Below are 25,635 nucleotides of genomic sequence, written 5' to 3'. Positions count from 1 at the left end.
CGCGCTGCCCCGACGATCGGCAGGGCCTCATACCGGTACGACGCGCCCTGCGTGCGCCGGGTGACGGTATGGCATGGTGACTAGATGATCGACAGCCATGAGGCGTTGGAGGCTGTGGTCCGGCACGCCGTGGAGCTCGAGGACGATTACGACGGCATCGCGCCGACCGTCACGGCCCTGACTACGTGCGGGGACACCGCCTTGGTGCCCCGGCTGCGGGAGGCCCTGGACCGGTTCCTCGACGAGGGGAACTTCTACGGACGGGACCTGATAGCCGGCATCTGGGCGGGCATCGACGGTACGGCGGCGCTGCCGGTGCTGCTCCGCGCCTCGGCGCGCGATCTCGGGGACGACCAGGACAGTCTCCAGGCCGAGATCATCGAACTGCTGCACGCAGACCGGGCGACCGGCCGGCGTGTGGTGCGTGACTTCGCCACGAGTGAAAAGCCGGAGTTGCGCCGGGTGGGACTGTGGGCGCTCGGGTTCGTGATCGAAGCACAGGATGTCGAACTGCTGACCCCGGCCATGACCGACGCCGACCCGGAGGTCCGGTCCCTCGCTGTCGGGCTGATCCCTGACCCAGCCGGAAACGACACCGCATTCGAGGCGCTCGTTCTGGCAGTGCGTGACCCCGACGAGCGGGTCCGCGCATCCGCCGCGAGCAGGCTCGGCCACACCGGGCGCAATGACGCGGTCGCACCGCTCGTCGCGCACGCCGCCGATCCGACACCGCGAGTACGGTCCGTGGTCGCCTACGCACTCGGGCGACTCGGCAGTCACCAGGCGACCCCGGCCCTGCGACGGCTCCTCCGCGACCCCGACCGGCACGTTGGTGCGACCGCAGCGGAAGCCCTCGGATCGGTCGGAGGGCCGGCGGCAGTCGACACGCTGCTGGTACTGGCAGCCGATGACGACCCGAAGCTACGGGTCCAAGCCGCCAAAGCGCTGGCGAAGGCGGCGGACTCGGATCCCCGCGTGGCACCGCAACTCACGATGTTGGCACGAGACGGCGAGGCCGAAGTACGAGCGGCCACCCTCAGCGGACTCGCCAGTGCCGAGGGCATGCCAACGGACCGGCGGCGACTCCTGATCGAGCTGGCGGACGACCCGGATCCCGTGGTCCGTCAGCGCGTCGCGGTCGTGGCCCGACACCTCGCGCCCGACGTCGCCCCGGACATCCTCCACCGGTATACCCACGACCCGGATCAGACGCTGCGCCGACTCGCCGCCAAAGCACTGGATGGCCTGGCCACACCCACCGCCCGCTGACCGGGCATCCCTCAGTCAGCGATCCGCTGGCGAGGCCGGTCGTGGACGTCCCGCGAGGCTGTCCACCCACGTCGACGTGCCTCCGACGCCCGCGTTGATCGAGCGGTCAGGCGTACGAGGGTCGACGCGGGTCCAACAATTCGGTGATGCCGCCACGGTCGAGGATTTCGATGAGCGCGTTGGTACCGCGATCGACCTTGACCGCTATCTCCTCCGGATGCAGAGGGATCAGCGCGAGCAACGCGATTCGGGCGTCACCGCCGACGTCGATCGTCCGCGCCTCTGGCGGCACCCGCAGCATCGGCGTGACGACGACTCCGGCGAACGGGGTGTCCGCGGCGTACGGCTGCGCGGGGTCGCCGTTCGGCACGGAATGCCACTCTCCGATCCAGGTACCGTACTCGTGCGGTAGCCGAGCTACCTGCTTGAGGGCCCGCAGCGGCCACCCGGCCTCGTCGTCGAGCCCGGCTAGCTCGGTCAACGGCCAGTCAGCCGGCAGGCTCAGCATCAGTTCCGCGTACGGGCTGATGTCGTGGCCTTCGGGGACTGCCATCGGCAGCTCACTCATCCCCGACGTGATCAGCGTCCGGTACGGGCGTTCCTCGGTCGGGGCCACGACATAGACATGCACACCGACCAGGTGAGAGGCGATCTCGTGGTAGACGAACTCGACCGGGCCGAAGTGTTCCTCGATGTGTCGGTCGATAGCGTCGGCGAAGGCCTGCTGCGGCCCCTGCGCCGGTACGAACCCGTCGTGCAGCGACTGATGGCGAACAACACCTGACCCGCTCGGCTCGTCCATGGCGACGCAGCCTATGCAAGGGTTCATCGAGGACGCGACCGGGGGCACGGTCATCGGGCATCCCACCCGCGCCGCCCCTGGTCGTCGCAAAGGGGCCACTGACACTCGGTGTCGACGCGCACGGTCGTCGCCCGAATCCGGATGTGGGATCCTGGCGGGGCCAGGCATCATCATCGCGTGGATGCCCGCCGAGTGATCGTCATGGTTGATGACCTTCGTTCGTTCGTTGACGGCCGTAGCGCCGAGGTGGCCCGTACCAGTGCCGCCGGAGTTGACCTCCTCGATCGGTACCGGGCGGCCGCTTGGACGAGCTGTGGCTGGACCATGACCTGGGCGGCGACGACACGATCTGGCCGGTCGTTGAGGTCCTGGAACGGGCTGCCTTCGACGAGCGCCCCTTCGACATCGGCGTCATCAACGTCCACTCCGCAAACCCGGCGGGTGCCGCGAGACTCGCGCAGGTGCTCCGACACTGGGGGTATCACGTCCGCGTGGCGTCGAACTCCCCGGACGTCGGCTATGTCGACGGCACGGCGCGGATCGACCGGCACGAACGCCCGCCGGACGGCTGGCACGCTCGGACAGCTCACCGGACCACCCCGTAACCCCGACTGGCGAGGAGCAGACAATCCAAAACTCCGACACGATCACCCTGTGGCGGCCCACCGGGCAGGCCGAACGTGACCTCGTCGCGGAGTCGGGGTGGCGGGCTTGGCCACCGCGCCTGGCGGACCAGCCGATCTTCTACCCCGTCCTGAACCGTTGGTACGCCACGAAGATCGCCCGCGAGTGGAACGTTCCCGCCGAGGGGGTCGGCTACGTGACCCGGTTCGACGTCGATCGGTCGTACCTGGACCGTCATGAGGTTCGCCAGGCCGGTGGCCGCGACGTGCTGGAGTACTGGATTCCCGCCGAGGAGCTGGCCGACTTCAACGCCCACATCGTCGGCGCCATCGTCGAGGAAGCCGAGTACCGCGGCCCGGTGGACGACCAGGAGTTCACCGACGCCGAGAAGGCCCTGGGCCGGCCTCTGCCGGCCGCTTGGCGCACCTACCTCCACGGTGAGTCGTGGTTCCGGCGGGGCTGGATGCCCAGTGGAGCCTACGTATGGCTCAACTCCCCACGCGAGATGCTCGACGTCCACGACGCATGGGACCAGGCCACCGATCAGCATCCCGGCATCGCGATCATCGGCGGCGACGGCTCACGTGAACAGCTCGTACTCGACTTGCGCAGCGACCCCGCACCAGTGCTACTGGCCGACATCACCAGCAGTGGCTGGGAGAACGCGACTCGGCAGGCCGACGATGTCAGCCAGCTCATCGACAGCATCGAAGCAGGCACGTTCGAATTCAGCTTCGAGGATTAGCGGACGTCGCACCACTCCTGGCAGCCGCCACCCGACGATGGTGCATCATGGTTTTCCATGTTCGTGGACCAGCGGCAGTTCCCTTTCCTGGCCGACCTTCGGGCACGGTGGGACGCCATCCGGGATGAATGGCGGGGCTAGCCCGCCTGGCTGCCCCTGGACGCCGATGCCGGGGGCGCCAACCGCACCACGGGCGGGAGCGGCGAGACATCCGGCGAGGCTTGGAACGCCGAGATGGCGAGCGCGGCGAAGCGCCGGGAGGCGGTGACCTGGGTGGTCGGCGAGGTGGCGTGGATACCGCTGTTGGCCATGAGCACGAGGAGGACGTCGTCCAGGACGAAGTCGGGGCGCAGGCGGCCCGCTTCCTTGGCGCGGCGGGACAATTCGTCGATGGCTTTGAGCGCGTATTCGCGGCGCGCCTCGAAATCGACCGCGTGGGGAAAGGTCGAAATGAGAGCTGCGGTGAAGCCTCGATCACGGGCGTGCAGTTCACACATTTTTTCGATCACGAGACAGAAACCGTGCCACGGATCAGGATCGGCCAGGCCCTCGTCGACAACGGCGTGACACGCCTGCATCTGTTCCGCGAATGCCTCGGTGACCAGCATCTCCTTGGTCGGGAATCGGCGGTACAGGGTGGCAGGTGCAACCCCGGCGCGCCGGGCAACCTCCCGCATGGGCACATCCAGACCGTCGACGGCGAAGACCTCGCGGGCGGCCTCGATGATGCGCTCACGGTTGTCCAGGGCGTCGGCGCGAAGAGTGTGAGGCAAACGGTCGGTCACGACTCTCACTTTAGCCAGGCCGACAGCGGAGCGCGTTAGCGTCCGTCGGCATGAGGGCTTTGCAATTTAGGAAGTACGGTCCCGCGAGCGTCCTTGAGGTCTCGGAGGCACCGGAACCGCACGCCGGACCCGGCCAGATACGGGTGGCGGTTCGGGCTTCGGGTGTCAATCCGGCCGACACATACGTCCGCGCCGGCCAATTCCAGGAGTGGATTCCGCTCCGCCTGCCGCACGTGCCCGGTGTCGACGCCGCCGGCGTGGTGGACGAGGTTGGTGAAGGGGTGACCACCGCTCGGGTAGGTGATGAGGTCTTCGGGATAACCGACTACGCCCAGATGGGCGGGGCGAACGCCGAATACGCCGTCCTGGCCGCGTGGGCGCCGAAGCCGGCCGCCCTGACCTGGGAGCAGGCCGGGGGCGCGGCGGGCAACATCGAGACGGCCACCCGAGTCCTCGACCGGCTGGGCGTCACAGACGGCACCACGCTGTTGATCGAGGGCGCGGCCGGCGGGGTCGGTACGACAGCGATCCAGCTCGCTGTCGCTCGCGGCGCGGCCGTCATCGGCACGGCCAGCGAGCGCAACCACGAGTTCGTCGCCTCGCTCGGGGCGATTCCGACCACCTACGGCCCCGGACTGGTCGAGCGGGTCCACACTCTGGTGCCCAGCGGGGTGGATGTCGTACTCGACTGTGCCGGCTCTGGTTCCATACCCGACCTGGTCAGCCTGGTCGCGAGCCCGGACCGGGTGGTGAGCATCGCCGACATCAACGCCACGGCACACGGCGTACACCTGTCGCGCGGCTCTGGCCCCGGCGCGGACACACCGGCTCTCGAAGGAATCGCCGCCGCCGGCAGACTCGCCGAGCGCGGTCGTTTCACAGTGCCGGTTGCTGCCGTGTTCTCCCTGGAAGAGGCGAGCGCCGCCCACGAGTTGAGCGAGTCCCGCCACGCGCGGGGCAAGATCGTGCTGAAGCCGTAGGGCGGCCGACCCAGCGTCTGTCCATCGGACCCGAGCACGCGCGGCCAGGACGAGCGCCGGCACGACGCCGGCGGGCAGGCACCAACACGTCAGGTAGCGGCCCCGGACCCCGGTCAGGGGTCCGGGCCCGCGTAGGTAGCGGCGAACCGCTCCCCGGAGCCGGGCGGCGGATCGACGTCAATGCCCTACGTGCCGTCGACACCTACCGGGGAGAGGTGCCCGGGTACGCGTCGCCGTCGTCGCAGCAGCTCACGCACATGCTCCGACCGGCGACGGCACGGGCGCCGGGCGTCCACGCCCGCACGCTCGACTATCGCCTTCGGCGCGTACACGAACTGATCGGGCTGCGTCCCGCCTCGACCCGCGGTGTGCGGATCCTGACCGCCGCGGTCGCCTGGGCGTTCGCCGACCGGCTGCGGGAGGCATGACGAGGTCGGCCGATCGCCGCTGGCGACGCGGCGGTCGGCCGGCTCATCCGCGCGGCCGGGTCAGCAGGCGACCTGCACGATGGGTGACTGTGTCGTCAGCGTCACCGACGGCGGGTAGTAGCCCCCGGGAGCGGTGTACGTGTGGATGCCCTTGGTGACGTAGTAGTTCGGCACAGCCTGGCAGATCGCGAAGGCGACACCGGTGTACTTCTTGTTCCCGGGGCCGGAGTTCAGGCCTCCCACCGACACCAGGAAGAAGCCGCTACCCGGGACGTACTGGTACAACTCGGCTTGAGCACCGATGTACGGGATTGGCGCGTCACACCACGAATCCGCCTTGCCGTCGAGGCTGCCCGGGATGCCGTTGCCGCCGGTCGACGCATGTGGGTACTGGGCGCGTGCGTTGCAGGTGATGACATCCGTTGCGGCTGCCGTGACCGGCCCACGAGCGGTCGACGTCCGGCTGAACGTCGGAGTCGTCGCTGCGGCCTGCTGCCCGGCCAGAGCCTGTGCCGCTGCGAGCACCGGCTGGGGGATCGTCCCGGTAGCCATGGCAGACCCTGCCGCACCGGCCGGAGAAGCAACGGTGGCCGCGGAGGCCGCCAGCAGTGCGGCGAGCCCGATGCCGAGCATGCGACGTCTGAACATCTTCCCCTCCTACAGATCGTTCCCCGAAGTGGCGGGGAATCGGAAACACGGTGAGGAAACTATTCAGCGGAAGCCGTGCCGGCGTCTTCGTGAAGAATCGCAAACCCACGCCTGATCGACTTGCGCCTTTGTCATGCCACACAACGGGCGGCACCACCTCTGGGATGTGGGCACCCTGCGGCGTACCAGCCCCGTCCATGGCGGCGCCGGGCGTCGGCCCGCCCGCGGACCCCGCCACTCCGCGCCGCTGTCGATCTCAGTCACGTCGCGTTACCTCCGTCACCCCACTTGGCATCCGGAACGTCGTTCCGTATGTTGTTTACCGGAACAGTGCTCCGGTTGGACGACATGCTGAACCGGGCGGACTGCCACCACACCGAGGACCGCTGGACGTCTGAAGGAGAAAAGTCATGCAGTACCGCACCTTGGGTCGCACTGGTGTGCAGGTCAGCACCCTCGTGCTCGGCGCGATGAACTTCGGCAAGATCGGCAACACCACCCAGGAGGAAGCCACCGCCATCGTCGACGGCGCGCTCGATGCGGGGATCAACCTCATCGACACCGCCGACGCCTACAGCGGTGGCCAGTCCGAGGAGATGGTTGGCAAGGCCATCGCCGGCCGCCGCGACGACGTCGTCCTGGCCACCAAGGCGACCCTGCCGATGGGCGACGAGCGCAACCAGCGGGGCGGCTCGCGCCGCTGGCTGGTCACCGCGCTGGAGAACAGCCTGCGCCGCCTCGGCGTCGACCACGTCGACCTCTACCAGATACACCGGTGGGATCCGACGACCAGCGACGACGAGACGCTGTCGGCGCTGACGGACCTGCAGCGCGCGGGCAAGATCCGCTACTTCGGCTCCTCGACCTTCCCGGCCTACCGCATCGTGCAGGCCCAGTGGGCTGCCCGCGAGGGGCGTCTGAGCCGTTACGTGACCGAGCAGCCGAACTACTCGATCCTGCAGCGTGGCATCGAGACCCATGTGCTGCCCGCGACGCAGGAGTACGGCATGGGCGTGCTGGCCTGGAGCCCGCTGGCGTCGGGCTGGCTGTCCGGGGCGATCCGCGCCGACCGGAAGATCAGCACGAACCGCTCGGGCTTCATGCAGCAACGCTTCGACGTCAACATCCCCGCCAACCGCGCCAAGCTCGACGCCGTCGAGCAGCTCGCCACGGTTGCCGACGAGGCCGGCCTCAGCATGATCCAGCTCGCGCTCGGCTTCGTCACCGCCCACCCGGGCGTCACCAGCGCGATCATCGGCCCCCGCACGACGGACCACCTCAGCTCGCAGCTCGCCGCCGCGGACACGGTGCTCCCGGCCGACGTGCTGGACGCGATCGACGCGATCGTGGCTCCCGGCGTCGACCTCGCCGCCCACGAGAAGAACGACACCCCGCCCGCCCTGCTGGAGCCGGCGCTGCGCCGCCGCTGAGCACCCGGCACGTCGATGACCAAGCGGCAGGCGGACGTACGCCCACGCGTCCGCCTGCCGCTGACCCGCCGCACCGCCAGACCTTCCGGGCTCGCGCCCACAGGACGAACCGCCCCATGCCCAGGGCAGCGTGACGAGGACGATGACCGTTGCCGTGGTCGCAACTTCGTTGACGATGAAAGCTGTCGAGATGACCAAGCCGCTGAAGGTCCTCGTCGGACGCCGCCCCGCCTAGGTTGCCGGCGGGGTCAGGTTGCTGACGTCGCCGTACGCGACCATGCCGACCACAGTGCGGTGTAGGCGCCGCCGCGGGCGATGAGGTCGTCATGCGTACCGATCTCGACGATGGTTCCCTCCTCCAGGAGGGCTATGCGATCGCACGCACGGGCCTGGGTCAGCCGGTGCGCGATCACCACGGCCGTGCGGCCCTCGATCAGCGCTGCGGCCGCCCGGTCCAGATCACCGGCACCCGCGCTGCCCGCTTCGGCGGTCGCCTCGTCGAGCACGACCACGGGCGGGTCGCGCAGGAACAGCCGGGCCAGCGCGAGCTGCTGCGCCCGTGCGGGTGGCATCGGGCCGGCTGCCGTGTCCAGCAGGTCGGGTGACGCCCAGTCGCTCGCGCCGACCGCCGCCAAGGCGCTGAGCAGGCGTGCGTCGTCGGCGTCCGGCGCGGCGTAGGTGAGATTGTCGCGCAGGGTGCCCGTAAAGACGTGCGTCTCCTGCGACACCAGGCCGATCCAGTCGCGCAGCACGGCGGGATCCAGGTCGGCGACGCCGACGGCGGTGTCCGGGCCGGTCAGGGTTATCCGGCCGGCGTACGCGGGGAAGGTGCCGGCGATCAGGTTCGCCAGGGTCGTCTTGCCGGCGCCGCTGCCACCGACCAGCGCCAGCGAGGTGCCCGCCGGCACGTCGAGGTCGATGCCGGTCAGCACGTCGGGTACGCCGTCGTACGCGTGCCGCAACCCGCGCACCCTGACCGCGACCGTTCCCGGCGCACTGGGTCCTTCTCGCCGGCCTGCGGGCGGCGGCGGCACCAACAGCACCCCGGCGGTGCGCGCCATCGATGCCTGGGCGCGCTGCACGGCGTCGAAGGAGAGGAGCAGGGTGCCCAGCGGCGTGAACAGGCGGTGGAACAGCAGGGCGGCGGCCGTCACCGCACCGACGGTGACGAGATCGGCGCGGACCAGCCAGTATCCGGTCAGCAGGACGGCAGACAGCCCGATCGCCTCGGCCGCGTTCATGCTCTTGCTGAACCACAGGAAGCTTCGCGCCGCGCGCAGGGACGCGGCCAGGTTGTCCCGCGACGCCGCTGCCAGCCGCTCGGTCTGTAGCGTGGCCATCCGGTACGCGGACACGGTGTCCCGGCCGTGCAGTGACTCCAGCAGCACCCGTCCGCGCTCGGCGGCGAGCGACCGCTCCTGTGCGTAGAGGACAGCTGCCCGAGGCAGGTAGGCACGCAGGCTGAGTGCGTAGACCGGGAAGACCATCAGGAAGGCGAGCGCCAGCCGCCAGTCCAGGGTCAGGAAGCCCGCGACGGACAGCATGACGGTGACCAGTGCGCGCAGAACCTCGGCCACCAACGGGAGCGCGGTGACGAGGTTCTCCAGGTCCTCGGTGACCCGTGACGCCACCTCGCCGCGGCCGGCGTTCTCGAGTACGGCCGGCGGTAGCTCGAGGGTGCGTTGGACCGCCTGGGCCCGCAGGTCCGCCGCAACGTGCGCGCCGAGGCGCTCGGTGGCGCGTAGTGCCAGCGCGGTAGCGGCGGCGCCGGCCAGGCCCACCGCGCCGAGCCCGGCGGCCAGGCCGGTCGCGTGGGGTGCCTCGCCGGCACGGACCGCGTCGACCAGCGAGCCCAGCAGCAGCGGGGCGGCGACCGTAGCGGCGGCGCTCAGCCCGGTCCAGAACAGGGCGGCGACGACCGCGGCTCGATGGGAGCTCAGGACCCGGGCGAGCAGTGTGAGGCTCTGCCGTCCGGTGGCGATCGGCAGCGTCGTCATCGCAGGACCGCCGCGGCGTAGCCGGCGTCGGCGACGAGCCGGTCGTGGGTGGACACGTGCGCGGCCTCGGCGCCGGACAGGAAGGCGACGCGGTCGCACCGGGCGAGCAACGCGGGGGACGTGGTCACGATGACGGTGCTACCGCGAGCGTCGCATCGCGGCCAGTCCCGCGCCAACCCGGTCTTCGGTGACGGCGTCGACTGCGGTGAGCGGGTCGCGCAGAATCAGCATCGACGGCTGGGCTGCCAGGGCACGGGCGAGCGCCAACCGCTGACGCTGTCCGCCGGAGAGGTTGGCGCCGCCGTCGAGCAGCGCCGCGGTCAGGTCGGTGGCCTGTGCCGCGCCGAGGGCACGGCGCAGGGTGGCCGCATCGGTTTCACGGCCGGTGTCGAGGGCCTCGGCCACGGTGCGGCCGAACAGGTGCACCAGGTGCGGCTCCACCAGTGCGTCCGGGTGCGTCGCCGCGAGAGTGGTGATCAGGGCGTCGGCGCAGCCGGGGGCGGTGGCGACGACTCCGAGCAGTTCACCCTCTCGTACGGCAGGACCGCACGGGGCGTCCGTGCGTGCCGGGTCGACGCGGCTCGGCTGCGCGGCGTCGAGCAGGACGGCGATGCGGATGGCGCTGGCCCTGGAGATCGTCAGCTGCTTGATGCCGGCGGCGATACGGTCGACCGGTTCGCCGGCGAACGAGACCATGGCCACGACGGTGACGAAGCCGCCGACGCCGACGCGTCCGGAGAGCGTCATGGCGGCCGCGACCGCGGTGGTGCCGACCAGCACCAGGCCGCTGGCCATCGCGCCGATGCCTTCGGCGGCCGCTGATGCCGTCGCGCTTCGCAGCGCGGTGTCGCGGGAGGTCAGGTTCACCGTGCGGTAGCGGCGGACCGCCTCTCCTACGCCGCCGAAACCGCGCAGCGGTCGCAGGGCCTGGACCAGTTCGGCGGCGAGGGCGGCGGCTGACCCGGCGGAATGCTGCCGATCGGCGATCCTCCGCTCGAGCAAGGGGCTGATCCGGGTGACGGCCAGCCCGAGCGCCGGCACCCCCGCGGCGACGCCGAGGCCGAGCCAGGGGTCGATCGACAGCAGCACGGCCACGGTGACGAGCAGACCGGCTGCTCCCGAGACCAGCAGTACGACCGCCCGCAGCACCTCGGCGGTGGCTTTGGTGTCGGAGACCAGGACCGTCGACAGGTCCCCGGGCAGCCGCTCCGCGCCGGCACCGTCGGTCAGGATGCGGCCGGCGGCGTGGATGCGCAGATGGTGAGCCTCCCGGGTGGTGTCGGAGGTCAGCCGCCAGTAGTTGATGCCACCGCCCGTGGCCAGCACGGCGAACAGGGCCAGCACTCCCCCGACAGCCAGCACGATCGACATCGGCGGGCCACCGTCGACGGCATGGTCGACGGCCAGTCCGATGGCCAGTGGGATCAGGGCCTCACAGATTTGATGACCGGAGGAGGCGGCACAGGCGAGCGCGAGCGAACGTGCCCTGCGGTGCAGGACACCCGCGAGAACGGGATGCATGACTCCGGACGCTAGGAGTCGCCTGCTGCCGCTTCCATCTCCTCGGCAGATGCCGAATCCTCGAACGTGGCCAGGAGTGTGTCGCCCTCCGGTCGGCGCGCGTAGAAGACCTGCCGCCCGAATCGCGTCCGGCTGACGGCGCCGGCTTGCCGCAGGGCACTCAGGTGCTCGGAGACCGTGCCGGACGACAGACCGAGTGCCGCGGCCAGGCTCGTGGTGGTCGTGGGTTCGGTCAGGGCACGCAGCACTGTGGCGCGTCCCGACCCGATCAACCGGGCGAGCCGGTCGCGGTCGAGAGCGGGTGGCGCCGGGTGCTCGGCGAGCGCTGCCGCTCCCCGGGCCTGATAGGTCACCATCAGGACCTCGGGGTGGTCGGTCGAGCAGGTCATCCTGTTCTGCAGAAGCAGCACGGGCACCAGCACCAGCCGCCGCCCGCGGGCATCGAGCACCGACTCGTGCTGCCTCGACAGCGACAGCACGGGCCGCTCCCATCGCGCGGGTCCGCGCAGGCCGCTCAGGAGAGCCTCGGGGCCGGCCACGGCAAGCGTGCGGGCGCGCAGAAGCACCTCCTCGTCGAGTGCGCTCTGCATGGCCGGCCAGTGCACGGCGGTCGTGAGCTCCCAGAACGCGGCGAGGGCGTCGGCGAGCCGACCGAAGGCGCGATCCGGGTCGTCACGGTACGGCGCGAGGAAGGCGGGCAGCTCCTCCGGATAGTGCTTCGCGAACTGTTCCCGCACGACGGCGTGTGGCGTGCGGCGCAGGGCGTCGAGTTGGTCGCTCAGGGTCAGGTTGGCCGCGAACGGCACCGGCGTGAAGACGTCCGGGGTCGGCCGGTTGTGGCTCTCACCGTACAACTGCGCGTAGACCCGCAGCGGAGCCGTCTCGGGGACCGTCCGCAGCACCTCTCGGGCCCGCCCGACCCATGCCGTGTACGGCCACGGCGCGGCCCGGCGGCCCCGCTCGCGATGCACCATCTCCAGGCCGCCGACCAGCTCGGTGATGGGGCTGACAGTGATCCGGGTGCGGTCGATCGAGGAGTCGTCGAACCGGATCCGGATCACGCCGGAAGCCTAGCTGGACGTCGACTCCATCGCTGCTGCCGCGTATCGGTGGAGTGTGATCCCGAAAGGGCCGCGCACCCCGGTCCCCGGCCGCCACAGGCGTTGTCAATGTCGATCGGTCCGGTGGTGGCGCGGGCCGCCGAGGAACGATGCTGTTCTTGATCCCTATGGCCTTGTCCATGCGTTTTGGGTATAAGGTTGGCGGGATGGACATCGTCGCCGCGTGTCGGGCGTTCGTCGCCGTCAGCGGCCATGGCAGCTTCACCTCCGGCGCCGCTGCGTCGCGGATCCCCCAGTCGGTCGCCAGCCGCCGCATCGCCGCCCTGGAGGAGCACTTCGGGGCGAAGCTGTTCGACCGCGCGTCCCGCGCGGTCCGGTTGACCCCGTTCGGGCAGGACATGCTGCCGACGGCGCGACGCCTGGTCGACCTTGCCGACGCCATGGCCGATGACGCCGAGCGGGCTCGGCTGCGGCCCTTGCGGGTCGCCGTACCCGAGACCTGCCCGCCGCACCGCCTCGCCGCGCTGGTGGTCGCGGCCCGACGGCAGCGGGTCCATGTGGAGGTACGGCCGGCCGGCCCGCGGGAGCGCGAACGGCTCTGCCAGACGCTTGAGGTCGGTGCCGGGATCGTGGCGGTGCCAGAGGCGGTGGCAGCCTGGCGGGTACCACTCGGGCTGGCCGCCCGGACTCCCTTCCCGGCGCCAACGGTGTTTTTGGATACGTTGCGCAGCGGCCGGGGCCGTGCGCAGGCACGCCGGCGGATCCTGATCCAGCCCGAGGACGACGTCCCGCACCTGCGCGACCCGCTGACCCGCGCCGGCCAGTCGGCCGGCCTGGCACCGGCCCAGGTCTCCATCGCGCCATCCCTTGTCGACGCCGCCGCGGCGGCTCTCGACTCCCCCGATCTGCTGCTCTGCTCGCGTCAGCAGGCCGAGGACTTCAACCTGCAGTGGTGCCCCCTCGCCGGCCCACAGCTCCAACGGGGCTACGACGTCGCCGCCGGCGTACGCGAGGACCTCGCCCACCTGCGCACCGTCCTGTATGCGGACGTCGCGCGATGCCTGGGCGCGACCGGGGACGACGAACCCGGTGCCCGCTCGACGGGAGATGCGGGATGAGCGCCACCGCCGTCGTGCGCAACGCGCGTGACCTGCTTGACGACGCGGGACTGCACGGTGCCTTCCTCGTCCGCGACCTCGACACCGGTCAGGAGATCGGCTTCGACGCCGACGTCCCGTACCCGTCAGCGTCGCTGGTCAAGGTGCCGCTGGCGGTCGCCGTGCTGGAGCGGGTCGTGCGCGGGGAACTCGATCCCGCGACGCCGGTCGACGTCACGCCCGGTCGCATCACCACCCCCGGTCCGACCGGGCTCAGCCGCTTCCGCCATCCCGCGCGGATCTCGGTGGACGACCTGCTCTACCTGAGCACCTCCGTCAGCGACGGGGTCGCCGCCGACGCCCTGTTCGACCTCGTACCGCCGGCCGAGGTCGCCGCCGAGCTGCGGCGGCTGCGGATCGAGGGCATCACGCTGCGGCAGCGGGTCGGCGATCTCGCCGAGACGCCGGCGGAACGATTCGGCCCCGACGACGTACACCTGGCGCATTCCCTCGCCATCGGCGCGGCGACCCCCGGGCAGGGCCACCCGGTCGCCCAGCTCGACGTCACCCGCGCCAACGCCGGGTCGGCGCGTGCCTTCGTCGACCTGCTGCACGCGCTCTGGCGCCCCTCGACGATCCACGAGAGCACCGCCGCCCGCGTACGGGCTCTGCTGGCGGACAACCTGCACCGGCAGCGACTCGCCCCCGATTTCACCTCTGACGCGTCCCGCTGGTCGTCGAAGACCGGCACCCTGCTGCACCTGCGCCACGAGGTGGGGGTGGTGGATCAATGCCGACGGGCAGTCGTACGCGGTCGCCGCGCTCACCGCCTCCCGGGTGCCCGCCGTCGCACAGCCCGGCAGCGAGGCGACGATGGCCCAGGTCGCCCGAAGCCTGCACGATCACCTGCGGACGGGCACACCGCCCTGGTGGGGTTAGTCCGCGTCAGCGGTGCGGGCTCGTCGCTCGCGCAGCCAGACCAGCAGCACCATGGCGATGTTGACGGCGCCGAGGATCAGCAGGGACGCGTCACCGGAGTCGGTGGACCGGTCGATCGCGTACGGCTCGCCGTCCGCCATCACCGTGTTGACGATTCCGAACAGGACGTTGTTGGCGACGTGGAAGGCGACCGGCGCCTCGATGCCACGACTGATGACGGCCATCACGCCCGTGCTCACGCCGATGAACGTGTAGTAGCCGAACAGCCAGGGGTCGGTCGACCCGTGGACCACGGCGAAACCCAGGCCGGAGACGACGAGCCCGACGACCAGGGCCGGACGCACCGCGCGCACCCAGGACGCGGCTGCGGGCAGCACGGCGCTGCGGAACATCAACTCCTCACCGGCCGACTGCAACGGCGTACTCAGCACGGTGACCGCCAGCACACCGATCGTCGTGCCGGTGACCCCGAAAGCCGTCCAGCCCGGGGAGTCGGGCGCGACAAGCGCCACGACACCGATCCCGACACCCACCAGCAACGCCGCCGCGCCCAGGTAGTACGCCAGGCGGCGGGCGTCGAAGGCTCGGGGAAAGCTGATCAGGCTCCGCCACGGCACCCTGGCGATCCACACCAGGAGGAGGATCGCCAGAACGCCGGCCGCGCCGATGCTGATGTTGACGGCCAACAACTTCAACGGCGTGAAGTCCGCCGACATCGGGTCGTCGCTGCCCTCGACGACGCCCACGACCTGGTAGAGCACCACCTGCAGAAGCAGCATCACCAGCGGCGGGACCAGGATGACCAGGAACGGCTTCCACCAGCTCATCCGCAGGTGGGCGCCGAACGGCCGGGAGCTGTCGACAGCCGGCCCGGACCGTGCCGACGTCGGGAGACGCGAGCCGTTCGTGACAGGGGGTCCTGGGCGTTTCGTCCCTTGCCAGGGTCCGTCGGATCGTGGGGCGCTCATCGGGATGTTCCTTTCCAAGATGCTGGACATCCCATTGCAGCGGGCGCTGGACACGCCGTGCAGTGACACCGTGTCACCACCTCACCGTGACATTCCGAGTACGCGTCCCACCACCGTCACAGCGCGCTGATGGCGACCTCGGCCGCCTGGGCGATCAGGGCATCGTCGTAGTCGGCGTCCTTCTGGTCGCGGGTGGACAGCACCGCCAGGACGATCGGCGCGCGGTCCGGAGGCCAGATCACCGCGATGTCGTTGCGAGTGCCGTAGCCGCCGGCACCGGTCTTGTCCCCCACGACCCAGCCGTCGGGCACACCGGCGCGGATCAGCTCACCGCCGGTGGTGTTGCCCTTCAACCAGCCGTTGAGCACGTCGCGGTCCGCCGGTTCGAGGGCGTCCCCCACGGCGTACGCCCGCAGATCCTCGGCCAGGGCCGCCGCGGTGCTGGTGTCCCGGCGGTCGCCCGGCCTCGCCTCGTTGAGTGCGGTCTCGTAGCGCGCCGGATCGGTGACCTTGTCCCCCACCTGGCGCAGTTCCTTCTCGAACCGCTGCGGCCCGCCGAGCTGGCGCAGGAGCAGATTGCCCGCGGTGTTGTCGCTGTACCGCACGGCCGCGTCGGCGATCGCGCGCAGCGTCATGCCCGTGGCCACGTGCTGCTCCGTGATCGGTGAGTAGGTCACCAGGTCGTCCGCCGAGTACCGCACCACCCGGTCCAGCTCGGCGTCGGTGGTCCCGTCGAGAACCTCGGCAGCGGCCAACGCCTTGAACGTCGAGGTGTACGCGAACCGCTCGTCGGCCCGGTACCGCACCGTCCGACCGGTGCCGGTGTCGATCGCGTAGACCCCCAGTCGCGCGTCGAAGTCCCCCTCCAGTCGCCGGAACTCATGGTCCCGAACGAGGGCGGTGGACGCGGTGACCGTTACCGCAGCGTCCCGCGTGCGCTGTTCAGCGGCATCGGTGGGGCCGCACGCGGCCAGGGACACCGCCGCCATCGCGGCCACCAGACGGTGGGTCGCAGCAGTCATCGTCGCTCCTTCTCAGTGCCGTCGGTCCGGCGCGGGCGGCACCGGTCGGGCAGGACTCGACAGTGGCAGCGATCCGGCATGCGGTCGAAGACGGAACTGACGTTCTTCATGCTGATCTGGCATCGGCGGGCACGATCAGTGACACCACGTCACATCCGGTGATGACACCGTGCCACTGACGGGAAGGTCGCGCCCGCGCTGTCATGGGTGCATGTCCACCCCACCCGGTCGCCAGGGACCTCTCCTTCCCCGTCCTGGACGGAGAGCCCGCGTGACCTCGTCGCCGCCCCCATCGGGCGTCCGCACCGAGCCCCGCCCTCGGCTACGGCGCTGGCTTCGGATCGTCGCCGTCGTCCTCGCCGGCGTCGTGGCCACCGCCAGCCTCGGCGTCGCCGCCCTTCAACTCGGTCTGCCCTGGCAGATGGGCGAGGGCGACCGCAACCACGTCTACGACGGCGACGCCGGGTCGCAGCGCTACCAGGTCCACGTTCCACCCCAGCACGACGGAACGGCCCGGCTGCCGGTCGTCATGGCGATCCACGGCTGCGCGATGACCGGCTACGGGTGGAACTCCATGAAGTCCACGACACAGTTCAACCGCCTGGCCGACCGGGAGGGCTTCATCGTCGTCTACCCCACGCAACTGATCTCCCGAAACGTGATCGCCTGCTGGAACTCCGGCGACCCCCGCGAGCAGCACCGGCACACCGGTGAACCCGCGCTGCTGGCCGGTGTCGCCCGCCAGGTGGTCGAGGAGTACGACGCGGATCCCGCGCGGGTACACGTGGCCGGCGCCTCGTCAGGCGCGGGAACCGCCGTCATCCTCGCCGCGACCTACCCCGACGTCTTCGCCACGGTGACCTCGGTCGCCGGCGGCGAGTACGGACTCAACCAGGTCGACCCGAACGACCCGGGCTCGACGCCACCGCTGGACACGGCACGCCAGGCCTGGGCCCAGATGGGCGATCGCGCCCGCCGGGTGCCGATGCTGGTCATCCAGGGCGAACGGGACGACGTCGTGCCGCCCCTGGTCGCCACCCGCCTCGTCGAACAGTGGACCGCGGTGGGCGACCTCGTCGACGACGGGCTACCCAACGGCAGCCTCCAGCCGACCGAGGAGACCGTGTCCGTGCCGGCGGGCGGGGGTCGGCACGCGTACACGCATTCGACGGTCACGGCGCCGGACGGTTCCTCGATCGTCGAGGCGTACCGCGTCCAGGACATGGGGCACGCGTGGCCGGGCCCCGACGGCGACGGCCGCTACACCGATCACGCCGGCCCCGACGCCAGCGAAATCGTGTGGGAATTCGCCAAGCGCCACCCGATGCGGTGAGCCCCGACCCCTACGGCTGCGGCGCGGGTGCCTCGGGTGGTGCCGTGGGGCGGTCGATGGCGGCCGCGACCGCGGTGCCGATGCGCGTCAACGTCGCCAACTCGTGGGGTTCGAGTTGGTCGATCAGGTATTCCCGGACCGCCGCGACGTGCCCCGGCGCCGCGGCCAGGACCGCCTGGTAGCCGGCCTCGGTCAGCACGTCGTTGGTGCGCCGGCCGGCGCCGGGGATTCGGGCCCGCGTGAGCAGCCCGCGTTTTCCAGCCGCTCGACGACGTGTGACAGGCGGGACAGCGACGAGCTGGTCAGCGACCGGGAGTCGAAACAACCGGCCGACGCGCTGGGCGCCGCAGTGACAGAGCGTTGCCTGGAGCTGGGCCTGCACATCAACGTGGTGCAGCTGCCCGGCATGGGCGGCGTCGGTCTTGCCGCCGCTGGCCTTCTTACGTCGTGCGTGGTCTAGTGCTCTGACCACAGACCTGCGGTGTGTGGGTCAGGCTGCCGCACGTAGGGCCGCCTGGCCCGCCGTCGTTTGGTGTTCGGAACCGTCGTCACGCCGATGAATTCGACTCGCTGTGACCGAAGTGCTCGAAGGGCCGGCCAGCGGGTCTTCATCCTGCCCTCGCGGCCTCAGGCTCAAGCCAACTCAGAGCGGTCGGCGGTCCCTTGTGGACCTTCGCCGAGCTTGGCGACCACCTGGGCGCGGACGAGGCGGCTGAGGACATCAGCATCGAGGGCCACCTCTTCCAAGGGCGTGCTCGAACCGCCACGTTGGTGATGTCCTCGCACCGTGCTCGTCAGCACCCGGTGGCCGGGACGGGGCCTCAGTTCCAATCGTTCACGCACGCACGGGGACTGCTCAGCATCGGCTCGATCCCATCAGCCACCGTTAGTCACGATCGCGTGTGCGACAGAGCCGAGAATCGACCACGCCCACCTGCGCTCCTATTACCCAACGGCGCAGCCATCACTATCGTGCACGACAAACGCATTCCGCACTTGTCATGCAAGCGAACACCCGGAGTGGAGTGGGAATGCGCGGCCCACTGGCGTGACAGGAAGTGGCATTGTTCGTGGACTTACGCGACTCGCTCTGCCTTCGCCACCCATGCCCCGCCGAGCGTGACCGCAAAGGCGAGAACAGCAAGCATCCACGCGAGCCAAGAAGGACCGTCAGGACGTACCACCGTCCACACGACGATCAAGGACCCGATCACCACTACCGCCAGGGCTACCAGGTAACCGATGCCCGCAGCGCTGGCTGGAACAGGCAGACGAGTTCCGGAGGACTTCGCCGCGACACGGCTAGCCACTCCCACGAGGAGGGCTGCAACGACGAGAAAGATGCCTGCGACCTGCTGCGGCAAAAAGGCACTTGCCACGATCGCAGCGCCCGCGATTAACCCGGTTATCCCGTAATACCACCATGGAGCGACAATCTGGCGGTCAGCCATATTCGACGGGGCAAGCGATTCTTGGTTTTCTGCTGAGGCCCGTCCCATAACCGCAAGTCAACACCTGGCCTCATGCGGTGTCAAGCCGACCGAGCGGCGATCGAGTGCTGTCTCGTCGAGGCAGACGAGTGGCGCTCTAACTGTGGAGGGAAGTAAGGGTCACGTGGAGGCTGGCCAATGCCCGCCACGATCCCGGAGAACAGCAGCCATCCGAAGCGCTGGCCTCTCCGCGCTACCCGGCGCTCGCCTACGACGTCGTGGCGGCGCTGGCGGCCACCCCGTCATGAGCGACATCCCTCGAACCAGGGAGCCCGCCGTCGCCGGCGGCGAGAGCGTGCTCGGCGCCGACCGGCTCAGCACCTGGAGTTCATCCAAGCGATCGTGGCCCGGCTGGGAAACAGCTCCTTCCTCATGCGGGGATGGACGCTGACGATCGTGACGGCGCTGCTCGCGCTCCTCACGACCCGATTCCAGCCGTGGCTGGCTGCGGCCGGGCTCGTGCCGCTCACCGCGTTCTGGTTCCTCGACGGCTACTTCCTCTGGCAGGAGCGGCTGTTCCGGGCCCTGTACGACGACGTGATCACGGCGACCTCATCGGTGCCACTCATGTCGATGGACCTGCGGCCCTACACCCAGGTCAGGACCTGGCGGGACGCTACCTTCTCCCGGACGCTCGCGCTGTTCTACGTTCCACTCGGCCTCCTGAACGTGGCCCTGGTCGCCGCAGCCGTCATCGCTCCCTGATACGTCAGCCGCACGTGCCGGCGACCTGCCGCCACCTCATGCGGCGCCGAACGGGCGTTCGCCGACCCTCTCGGCGATCGCCCGGCCCAGCTCCGCCGTTGTGCCGGTGCCGTGCAGGTCGGGGGTCAGAGGCGCCTGTCCGGGCCCGTACGCCAGGACGTCCTCGACCGCGCCGAGCAGGTGGGCGGCGGCCTCCGGGTGGCCGAGGTGCTCCAGCATCATCGAGCCGCACCAGATCTGACCGATCGGGTTGGCGATGCCCTTGCCGGCGATGTCGGGTGCGGAGCCGTGCACGGGCTCGAACAGGCTCGGGTGCTCACGCTCGGGGTTGATGTTGGCGCTCGGGGCGATGCCGAGTGTGCCGGTGCAGGCCGGGCCGAGGTCGGAGAGGATGTCGCCGAACAGGTTGCTGGCCACGACCACGTCGAACCACTCCGGATGGAGCACGAACTGCGCCGCGAGCGCGTCGATGTGGAACTTGTCGAGGCGGACGTCGGGGAACTGTTCGCCCATCGCGGCCACCCGCTCGTCCCAGTACGGCATGGAGATGGAGATGCCGTTGCTCTTGGTGGCGGACGTCAGGTGCCGTTTCGGGCGACGATTGGCCTGCTCGAAGGCGAAGCGCAGGACACGGTCGACGCCGACGCGCGTCATGATCGTCTCCTGGAGGACGGTTTCCCGGTCGGTGCCCTCGAAGATCCGTCCACCCACGCTGGAGTATTCGCCCTCGGTGTTCTCCCGGACGACGACGAAGTCGATGTCGCCGGGGAGCCGGCCCGCCAGAGGGCTGCGGACGCCGGGCATGAGCCGGCAGGGGCGCAGGTTCACGTACTGGTCGAAAACCCGCCGGAACCGCAGGAGGCTGCCCCAGAGCGAGACGTGGTCGGGTACGACCTCCGGCCAGCCCACCGCGCCGAAGTAGATGGCGTCGTAGCCACGCAGCGTCTGTTCCCAGTCGGGCGGCAGCATTTCGCCGTGCCGCTGCCAGTAGTCGGCGCTGGCGAAATCGAAGGTGTCGAAGTCGAGCGTCAGGCCGAAACGACGTGCGGTGGCGTGCAGCGCGTCGAGGCCGGCCGGGACGACCTCCTTGCCGATGCCGTCACCGGGAATGACGGCGATCCGGTGGGTGGTCACGGCGCCTCCCGGAGCGCCGCGAGGCCGCCCTGCGAGTCCTCGAGTGCGATGCGCTCCGCGGCGGCGGAGTCGCCTGCCCGTAGCGCCCGGACCAGCGCGCGGTGGCTGCTGTATCGCTCCAGGCCGAACGTGTCGTCCTCCGCCACCCGTTGCAGAAGCAGCTCGCGGCGCTGCGGGCGGGAGAACACGCGGCTCTGCTCGAGCATCCGGACCAGCACCGGGTTGTGCGCGCAGGCGCTGACCGTGTCGTTGAACTGCTGCATGGTGTCGAGCAGTTCGGTGAGGTGCCGCTCGACCGGACCGCCCTGCGTGGACCGCTCCTTGAGGAGGATCAGCAGGTCGTCGGCGCGGTCGAGAATGGCGTCGAGCGCGTCGAGCTGCTCGGCGGTGGCGTGTCGGGCGGCGAAGCGGGCGACGAGGCCACGCAGGCCGACCTCCACCTCCGCGAGGTCGTCGATGGCGGCGTCGCGGATGGCGGCGACCAGCACGGTACGCGGCCCGATCCGCTCGATCAGCCCGTCGAGTTCCAGCCGGCGCAGGGCCTCGCGGACCGGTGTCGGGCTGACCGCGAGCCGCTCGGCCATCCCGCGCTCGGTGACCTTCTCTCCCGGCGCGAGTTCGCCGCTGGCAATGGCGGTGCGAACTTGTCGGTACGCCTGATCGGCGAGCGTCCCGGCTGTCGTCATGACCGCACTCTAGCGCATGACACAGCAACTTTGTTTGCAACTGTTGACGCGTTTGCTACAGCAATTTACCGTGACCCGGGACACAAGGAGGTGGACGTGTGTCCAACCGGCGGATCACGTTCTTCATAGCCCTCGCACTCTTCGCCCAGGAGTCGACCTGGAACTTCTACGACAATCAGGTGCCCGTCCTGCTGCGCGAGCATGTGGCGAGCGCGGCGCTCGTGGGCGCGCTGATGGGGATGGACAACCTGCTGGGAATCTTCATCCAGCCCTGGATCGGCAACCGGTCCGACAACACCCGGACCCGGTGGGGGCGGCGGATCCCGTACCTCGCGGTGGGCATGCCACTGGCCGCGCTGGTCTTCGTCCTCCTGCCGTGGACCACGTCGCTGGCCACGCTGGTCGTGGTGATGTTCTGTTACGCGCTGATCGCCAACACCACACGACCGCTGGCGGAGTCGTTGGTGCCGGACTTCCTGCCCCCGCAACGGCGCAGCCGGGCGAACGCCGTCGTGAAGATCGCGACCGCACTGACCATCATCGTCGCGTCGCTGATCAGCCTGCTCGTGGTGGACGAGCATCCGAGGGCGGCGTTCGTCATCCCGTCAGTGATCATGCTGGCCGCCACGTTCGTGCTGCTGGCCAACGTGCGCGACAGCCGGTCGCCGGCCTACCAGGCCGCGGTGGCCGAGGAGGCATCCGCCGGTCCCGCCGCGGTCGGCCAACCGCTACGGCAGATCGTCGCCGGCCTGTTCACCGACCAGGACCGCCGCCGGCTCCTGCTGCTGCTGACCGTCCTGCTCTTCGGCGGGGCATGGTTCGCCTCCCGGTCGCTGATCACCCCGTACGGCATGGAGGCGCTGGGCCTGAGCCGCGGCGACGCGGGCGGGCTCACCCTGCCCAGCGGCATCGTCTACGTGGCCGCCGCCTATCCGGCCGCGCTGCTGGCCGAGCGCTTCGGACGGCTGCGGATCATCCTCGTGGGCATCACCGTCTTCGCCGTCGCGCTGGCGGCGGGCGCCGTCGTGCAGACCGCCACCGGCACTGTCGTCGCGTTCTGCGTGGCCTCGGCCGGCGCCGCCGCCTTCACGATCAACGCGGCGGTGGCGCTGTGGAACCTGGCGCCGTCCAGCCGGGTGTTCGGCGCCTACACCGGCCTGTACGCGGTCACCTGGTACCTGGGCGGCTTCGGCGGCCCCGCCCTGATCGGCGCGGTGATCGACCTGGTCGGCTGGGACGGGATGCTGCTCTACATCGCCGTGCTCGCCGTCCTCGCCATGCTCGTCGTCGTACGTCTCGAACGCCTGCAACGTGCGCACCGGGCCAATCGGGCCGTCACCCTCACCGGAAGCGAATGATGTCGACCATCCTCATCACCACCGACTACCTCTCCCCCGGCGACGAGGTGGACGCCTACCTGACCGGGCTCGGGTTCACGACGCGCCACGACCCCATGCGGGGACCACGCCGGCCGGAGCAGCTGATCGCGGCCCTGGCCGGTGTGGAGGGGGCGCTGATCGCCAACGAGCCGATGAGCGCGGAGGTGCTGCGCCAGGCGTCCGACCTGCGCGCCGTCGTGCGTACCGGAGTCGGGTACGACTCCGTCGACGTGGCCGCCGCCGGTCGGCTCGGGATCAGTGTGAGCAACCTGCCCGGAATCAACGCCAACGCGGTGGCCGAGTACACCATGGGGCTGCTGCTCGCCCAGGCCCGGTCCCTGGTGCCGATGGCCGCCGGGGTGGCCGCCGGCGGCTGGCCCCGCACCGACGGCCACGAGCTGCGCGGCAAGACGCTCGGCCTGATCGGGCGGGGCGCGGTGGCCCAGCGGGTGGCTCCGCTGGCCGCCGCCTTCGGCATGACGGTGCTGTGCACCGGCGGCCTGCCCGCGCCGGTCACCCGGGGCACGCTCGACGAGCTGCTGCGCGACGCCGACTTCGTGTCGGTCCACACCGCACTGACCCCGATCACGCGCCATCTCATCGACAGCGCGGTGTTGGCCCGGATGAAGCCGGGCGCGCACCTGATCAACACCGCCCGCGGGCCGCTCGTCGACGAGGCCGCCCTGGTCGAGGCGGTCCGGTCCGGCCGGCTGGCGGGCGCGGCCCTCGACGTGGTGGACGTGGAGCCGCTGCCCGCCGACAGCATCCTGCGCGGCGTGGCCGGCATCACTGTCTACTCGCACATGGCCGGGCAGACTGCCGAGGCCCGGCTGGCCGCGGGGATGGAGGGCGCCAAGGAACTCGTCGCCGCCCTCGACGGCCGGCCCGCCCACTCGCTCACCGAATTGAAGGAGCCGGCATGACCACCAGGACAGCGGACGCGGACGTGATGGTGATCGGCGCAGGCCTCGCCGGACTGGTGGCCACCGCCGAACTCGTCACCGCCGGCCGATCCGTCCTGCTGCTGGACCAGGAGCCCGAGCAGAGCCTCGGCGGTCAGGCGTTCTGGTCGTTCGGCGGGCTGTTCCTGGTCGACTCCCCCGAGCAGCGCCGGATGGGCATCCGCGACTCGACCGAACTCGCCTGGCAGGACTGGCAGGGCAGCGCCGGTTTCGACCGCCCCGAGGACGCGTGGCCACAGCGCTGGGCCGAGGCGTACGTCGACTTCGCCGCCGGCGAGAAACGCGCGTGGCTGCGGGGCCTCGGCGTCAAGATGTTCCCCATCGTCGGCTGGGCCGAACGCGGGGGCTACGACGCCACCGGACACGGCAACTCCGTGCCCCGCTTCCACGTCACCTGGGGTACCGGACCTGGCCTGCTCGAACCCTTTATCGCGATCGTGCGGGAGGCCGCCGGACGCGGCCTCGTCCGGTTCGCCTTCCGGCACCGGGTCGACGCGCTGACCGTCAGCGACGGCGCGGTGGTGGGCGCCACGGGCCGGGTCCTGGAGCCCAGCGACGCCGCCCGCGGCACCGCCAGCTCGCGGGAGGCGATCGGGGACTTCGCCTACACCGCGCAGGCCGTCATCGTCACCTCCGGCGGCATCGGCGGCAACCACGACCTGGTCCGCCGCAACTGGCCGGCACGGCTCGGCACCCCGCCCACCCACATGATCAGCGGCGTTCCCGCCCATGTGGACGGTCGCATGCTGACCATCACGCAGGACGCCGGCGGCGCCGTGATCAACCCCGATCGGATGTGGCACTACGTCGAGGGCATCCAGAACTGGGACCCGATCTGGGACGCGCACGGCATCCGGATCCTGCCCGGGCCGTCCTCCGTCTGGCTCGACGCGCGCGGACGACGGCTGCCGGTGCCGCTCTATCCCGGATTCGACACCCTCGGCACGCTCGCCCACCTGCGTACCACTGGCCACGACCACAGCTGGTTCGTTCTCACCCAGAAGATCATCGAGAAGGAGTTCGCGCTCTCCGGCTCCGAGCAGAACCCGGACCTGACCGGTCGCAGCGTCAAGCAGGTACTCGGCCGTCTGCGTGCCGGCGCGCCGGCACCGGTGGAGGCGTTCAAGCGGCGGGGCGCCGACTTCGTCGTGGCCGACCGGCTGGACGAGCTGGTGAGGGGCATGAACGCGCTCACCGACGAGCCTCTGCTGGACCCGCTCGACATCCAGCGCACGATCGAGGCACGCGACCGGGAACTGGCCAACAGCTTCACCAAGGACATGCAGATCGCCGCCATCCGCAACTTCCGAAACTACCGGGGCGACCGGCTCATGCGGACCGCGGCGCCGCACCGGATCCTCGACCCGAAGGCCGGGCCGCTGATCGCCGTGCGCCTGCATGTGCTCACCCGCAAGACCCTGGGCGGCCTGCACACCGACCTCGACGGTCGGGTGCTGGACGACGCCGGCCAGCCGGTGCCCGGGCTCTACGCCGCCGGCGAGGCCAGCGGGTTCGGTGGTGGCGGCATGCACGGCTACCGCGCGCTGGAAGGCACCTTCCTGGGCGGCTGCCTCTTCTCCGGCCGGCAGGCCGGCCGCGCCGTGGCCACCACCGTCGGATGACCGGCTCG

23 protein-coding genes and 3 pseudogenes are annotated in these 25,635 nt (G+C 70.5%); 13 read left to right on the top strand and 13 right to left on the bottom strand.

The features are described from left to right. The first annotated feature begins 84 nt into the window (after window positions 1-84). Entirely contained in the window at window positions 85-1,269 is a 1,185-nt protein-coding gene (locus O3438_RS00885; protein ID WP_269678062.1) for a HEAT repeat domain-containing protein, read from the top strand. 106 nt (window positions 1,270-1,375) lie between these two features. Here O3438_RS00885 and O3438_RS00880 read toward each other — a convergent pair whose 3' ends face one another. Further along, entirely contained in the window at window positions 1,376-2,071 is a 696-nt protein-coding gene (locus O3438_RS00880) for a suppressor of fused domain protein (RefSeq protein ID WP_269678061.1), read from the bottom strand. Window positions 2,072-2,212: 141 nt separating this feature from the next. Between O3438_RS00880 and O3438_RS00875 the strand changes: the two are divergent. Beyond that, a pseudogene (locus O3438_RS00875) lies at window positions 2,213-2,676 on the top strand (cyclic-phosphate processing receiver domain-containing protein). Between the two features lie 23 nt (window positions 2,677-2,699). Further along, window positions 2,700-3,026 (top strand): annotated as a pseudogene (locus O3438_RS00870) (ADP-ribosylation/crystallin J1); the annotation flags it as partial. 551 nt (window positions 3,027-3,577) lie between these two features. Here O3438_RS00870 and O3438_RS00865 read toward each other — a convergent pair. Continuing rightward, entirely contained in the window at window positions 3,578-4,225 is a 648-nt protein-coding gene (locus tag O3438_RS00865; protein ID WP_269678060.1) for a TetR/AcrR family transcriptional regulator, read from the bottom strand. A 50-nt stretch (window positions 4,226-4,275) separates the two neighbouring features. Between O3438_RS00865 and O3438_RS00860 the strand changes: the two genes are divergently transcribed. Together O3438_RS00860 and O3438_RS00855 are read left to right on the top strand one after the other, a co-directional pair. Next, window positions 4,276-5,205 (top strand): NADP-dependent oxidoreductase, encoded by a 930-nt coding sequence (locus O3438_RS00860; protein ID WP_269678059.1) that lies wholly within the window; start codon window positions 4,276-4,278, stop codon window positions 5,203-5,205. A gap of 215 nt (window positions 5,206-5,420) precedes the next feature. Next, window positions 5,421-5,633 (top strand): helix-turn-helix domain-containing protein, encoded by a 213-nt coding sequence (locus O3438_RS00855; protein ID WP_269678058.1) that lies wholly within the window; start codon window positions 5,421-5,423, stop codon window positions 5,631-5,633. Window positions 5,634-5,693: 60 nt separating this feature from the next. On the opposite strand, the gene O3438_RS00850 is transcribed toward O3438_RS00855, so the two are convergent. After that, on the bottom strand, window positions 5,694-6,281 hold the full coding sequence (locus O3438_RS00850) for a hypothetical protein (RefSeq protein ID WP_269678057.1): 588 nt from the start codon (window positions 6,279-6,281) through the stop codon (window positions 5,694-5,696). 410 nt (window positions 6,282-6,691) lie between these two features. Between O3438_RS00850 and O3438_RS00845 the strand changes: the two genes are divergently transcribed. Continuing rightward, the gene (locus O3438_RS00845; RefSeq protein ID WP_269678056.1) at window positions 6,692-7,711 is read left to right on the top strand and encodes an aldo/keto reductase; all 1,020 of its coding nucleotides are present in this window, start codon (window positions 6,692-6,694) and stop codon (window positions 7,709-7,711) included. A gap of 248 nt (window positions 7,712-7,959) precedes the next feature. Here O3438_RS00845 and O3438_RS00840 read toward each other — a convergent pair whose 3' ends face one another. The 4 genes from O3438_RS00840 to O3438_RS00825 are packed head-to-tail and all read right to left on the bottom strand — an operon-like array spanning window position 7,960 to window position 12,290. Beyond that, window positions 7,960-9,708, bottom strand: coding sequence for an ABC transporter ATP-binding protein (locus O3438_RS00840; protein ID WP_269678055.1), 1,749 nt, complete (start codon window positions 9,706-9,708; stop codon window positions 7,960-7,962). Next, entirely contained in the window at window positions 9,705-9,836 is a 132-nt protein-coding gene (locus O3438_RS00835) for a hypothetical protein (RefSeq protein ID WP_269678054.1), read from the bottom strand. The genes O3438_RS00840 and O3438_RS00835 overlap by 4 nt, the downstream gene beginning before the upstream one ends. Before the next feature lie 10 nt (window positions 9,837-9,846). Next, a complete protein-coding gene (locus O3438_RS00830; RefSeq protein ID WP_269678053.1) occupies window positions 9,847-11,229 on the bottom strand; it encodes an ABC transporter transmembrane domain-containing protein in 1,383 nt (460 codons plus the stop codon). Window positions 11,230-11,240: 11 nt separating this feature from the next. After that, the gene (locus tag O3438_RS00825) at window positions 11,241-12,290 is read right to left on the bottom strand and encodes an ArsR/SmtB family transcription factor (RefSeq protein WP_269678052.1); all 1,050 of its coding nucleotides are present in this window, start codon (window positions 12,288-12,290) and stop codon (window positions 11,241-11,243) included. 206 nt (window positions 12,291-12,496) lie between these two features. Between O3438_RS00825 and O3438_RS00820 the strand changes: the two genes are divergently transcribed. Continuing rightward, entirely contained in the window at window positions 12,497-13,408 is a 912-nt protein-coding gene (locus O3438_RS00820; RefSeq protein ID WP_269678051.1) for a LysR family transcriptional regulator, read from the top strand. Next, window positions 13,405-14,326: pseudogene (locus O3438_RS00815) on the top strand (serine hydrolase). The gene O3438_RS00820 and the pseudogene O3438_RS00815 overlap by 4 nt, the downstream one beginning before the upstream one ends. Here the strand turns inward: O3438_RS00815 and O3438_RS00810 are convergent. Continuing rightward, window positions 14,323-15,153 (bottom strand): CPBP family intramembrane glutamic endopeptidase, encoded by an 831-nt coding sequence (locus O3438_RS00810; protein ID WP_269678050.1) that lies wholly within the window; start codon window positions 15,151-15,153, stop codon window positions 14,323-14,325. The pseudogene O3438_RS00815 and the gene O3438_RS00810 sit on opposite strands and share 4 nt — an antisense overlap. 257 nt (window positions 15,154-15,410) lie before the next feature. Then, entirely contained in the window at window positions 15,411-16,316 is a 906-nt protein-coding gene (gene bla / locus O3438_RS00805) for a class A beta-lactamase (protein WP_269678049.1), read from the bottom strand. A gap of 271 nt (window positions 16,317-16,587) precedes the next feature. Between bla and O3438_RS00800 the strand changes: the two genes are divergently transcribed. Further along, window positions 16,588-17,649 (top strand): extracellular catalytic domain type 1 short-chain-length polyhydroxyalkanoate depolymerase, encoded by a 1,062-nt coding sequence (locus tag O3438_RS00800; RefSeq protein ID WP_269678048.1) that lies wholly within the window; start codon window positions 16,588-16,590, stop codon window positions 17,647-17,649. 10 nt (window positions 17,650-17,659) lie between these two features. Here the strand turns inward: O3438_RS00800 and O3438_RS00795 are convergent, their stop codons facing one another. After that, entirely contained in the window at window positions 17,660-18,121 is a 462-nt protein-coding gene (locus tag O3438_RS00795) for a hypothetical protein (protein WP_269678047.1), read from the bottom strand. Window positions 18,122-18,725: 604 nt separating this feature from the next. Further along, window positions 18,726-19,100 carry a hypothetical protein gene (locus O3438_RS00790; protein ID WP_269678046.1) on the bottom strand — a complete coding sequence of 125 codons (375 nt, stop codon included), beginning with the start codon at window positions 19,098-19,100 and terminating at the stop codon, window positions 18,726-18,728. A gap of 381 nt (window positions 19,101-19,481) precedes the next feature. Between O3438_RS00790 and O3438_RS00785 the strand changes: the two genes are divergently transcribed. Beyond that, window positions 19,482-19,844 carry a hypothetical protein gene (locus O3438_RS00785; protein ID WP_269678045.1) on the top strand — a complete coding sequence of 121 codons (363 nt, stop codon included), beginning with the start codon at window positions 19,482-19,484 and terminating at the stop codon, window positions 19,842-19,844. A 36-nt stretch (window positions 19,845-19,880) separates the two neighbouring features. Here O3438_RS00785 and O3438_RS00780 read toward each other — a convergent pair whose 3' ends face one another. Both O3438_RS00780 and O3438_RS00775 read right to left on the bottom strand, forming a co-directional pair. Beyond that, window positions 19,881-20,978, bottom strand: coding sequence for a tartrate dehydrogenase (locus O3438_RS00780; protein ID WP_269678044.1), 1,098 nt, complete (start codon window positions 20,976-20,978; stop codon window positions 19,881-19,883). Beyond that, the gene (locus O3438_RS00775) at window positions 20,975-21,664 is read right to left on the bottom strand and encodes a GntR family transcriptional regulator (protein WP_269678043.1); all 690 of its coding nucleotides are present in this window, start codon (window positions 21,662-21,664) and stop codon (window positions 20,975-20,977) included. The genes O3438_RS00780 and O3438_RS00775 overlap by 4 nt, the downstream gene beginning before the upstream one ends. Before the next feature lie 98 nt (window positions 21,665-21,762). Between O3438_RS00775 and O3438_RS00770 the strand changes: the two genes are divergently transcribed. The 3 genes from O3438_RS00770 to O3438_RS00760 are packed head-to-tail and all read left to right on the top strand — an operon-like array spanning window position 21,763 to window position 25,627. Continuing rightward, window positions 21,763-23,022, top strand: coding sequence for an MFS transporter (locus O3438_RS00770; protein WP_269678042.1), 1,260 nt, complete (start codon window positions 21,763-21,765; stop codon window positions 23,020-23,022). Next, a complete protein-coding gene (locus tag O3438_RS00765) occupies window positions 23,022-23,966 on the top strand; it encodes a phosphoglycerate dehydrogenase (RefSeq protein WP_269678041.1) in 945 nt (314 codons plus the stop codon). The genes O3438_RS00770 and O3438_RS00765 overlap by 1 nt, the downstream gene beginning before the upstream one ends. Further along, a complete protein-coding gene (locus O3438_RS00760) occupies window positions 23,963-25,627 on the top strand; it encodes an FAD-binding dehydrogenase (RefSeq protein ID WP_269678040.1) in 1,665 nt (554 codons plus the stop codon). The genes O3438_RS00765 and O3438_RS00760 overlap by 4 nt, the downstream gene beginning before the upstream one ends. Window positions 25,628-25,635 lie beyond the last annotated feature (8 nt).

This window comes from Micromonospora sp. WMMC250, from assembly GCF_027460215.1.
In the GTDB taxonomy this organism is placed as follows: domain Bacteria; phylum Actinomycetota; class Actinomycetes; order Mycobacteriales; family Micromonosporaceae; genus Micromonospora; species Micromonospora taraxaci.
The sequence above is the reverse complement of the archived record's forward strand: the minus strand, read 5'-3'. Positions and strand labels throughout refer to the sequence as shown.

Excerpts from the sequence above, each read along its gene's own strand:
- O3438_RS00760 (WP_269678040.1), top strand. The coding sequence starts at position 23,963 with ATGACCACCAGGACAGCGGACGCGGACGTGATGGTGATCGGCGCAGGC.
- O3438_RS00790 (WP_269678046.1), bottom strand. The coding sequence starts at position 19,100 with ATGGCTGACCGCCAGATTGTCGCTCCATGGTGGTATTACGGGATAACC.
- O3438_RS00850 (WP_269678057.1), bottom strand. The coding sequence starts at position 6,281 with ATGTTCAGACGTCGCATGCTCGGCATCGGGCTCGCCGCACTGCTGGCG.
- bla (WP_269678049.1), bottom strand. The coding sequence starts at position 16,316 with ATGACTGCTGCGACCCACCGTCTGGTGGCCGCGATGGCGGCGGTGTCC.
- O3438_RS00880 (WP_269678061.1), bottom strand. The coding sequence starts at position 2,071 with ATGGACGAGCCGAGCGGGTCAGGTGTTGTTCGCCATCAGTCGCTGCAC.
- O3438_RS00765 (WP_269678041.1), top strand. The coding sequence starts at position 23,022 with ATGTCGACCATCCTCATCACCACCGACTACCTCTCCCCCGGCGACGAG.
- O3438_RS00860 (WP_269678059.1), top strand. The coding sequence starts at position 4,276 with ATGAGGGCTTTGCAATTTAGGAAGTACGGTCCCGCGAGCGTCCTTGAG.
- O3438_RS00840 (WP_269678055.1), bottom strand. The coding sequence starts at position 9,708 with ATGACGACGCTGCCGATCGCCACCGGACGGCAGAGCCTCACACTGCTC.
- O3438_RS00810 (WP_269678050.1), bottom strand. The coding sequence starts at position 15,153 with ATGAGCTGGTGGAAGCCGTTCCTGGTCATCCTGGTCCCGCCGCTGGTG.
- O3438_RS00775 (WP_269678043.1), bottom strand. The coding sequence starts at position 21,664 with ATGACGACAGCCGGGACGCTCGCCGATCAGGCGTACCGACAAGTTCGC.
- O3438_RS00820 (WP_269678051.1), top strand. The coding sequence starts at position 12,497 with ATGGACATCGTCGCCGCGTGTCGGGCGTTCGTCGCCGTCAGCGGCCAT.
- O3438_RS00885 (WP_269678062.1), top strand. The coding sequence starts at position 85 with ATGATCGACAGCCATGAGGCGTTGGAGGCTGTGGTCCGGCACGCCGTG.
- O3438_RS00830 (WP_269678053.1), bottom strand. The coding sequence starts at position 11,229 with ATGCATCCCGTTCTCGCGGGTGTCCTGCACCGCAGGGCACGTTCGCTC.
- O3438_RS00845 (WP_269678056.1), top strand. The coding sequence starts at position 6,692 with ATGCAGTACCGCACCTTGGGTCGCACTGGTGTGCAGGTCAGCACCCTC.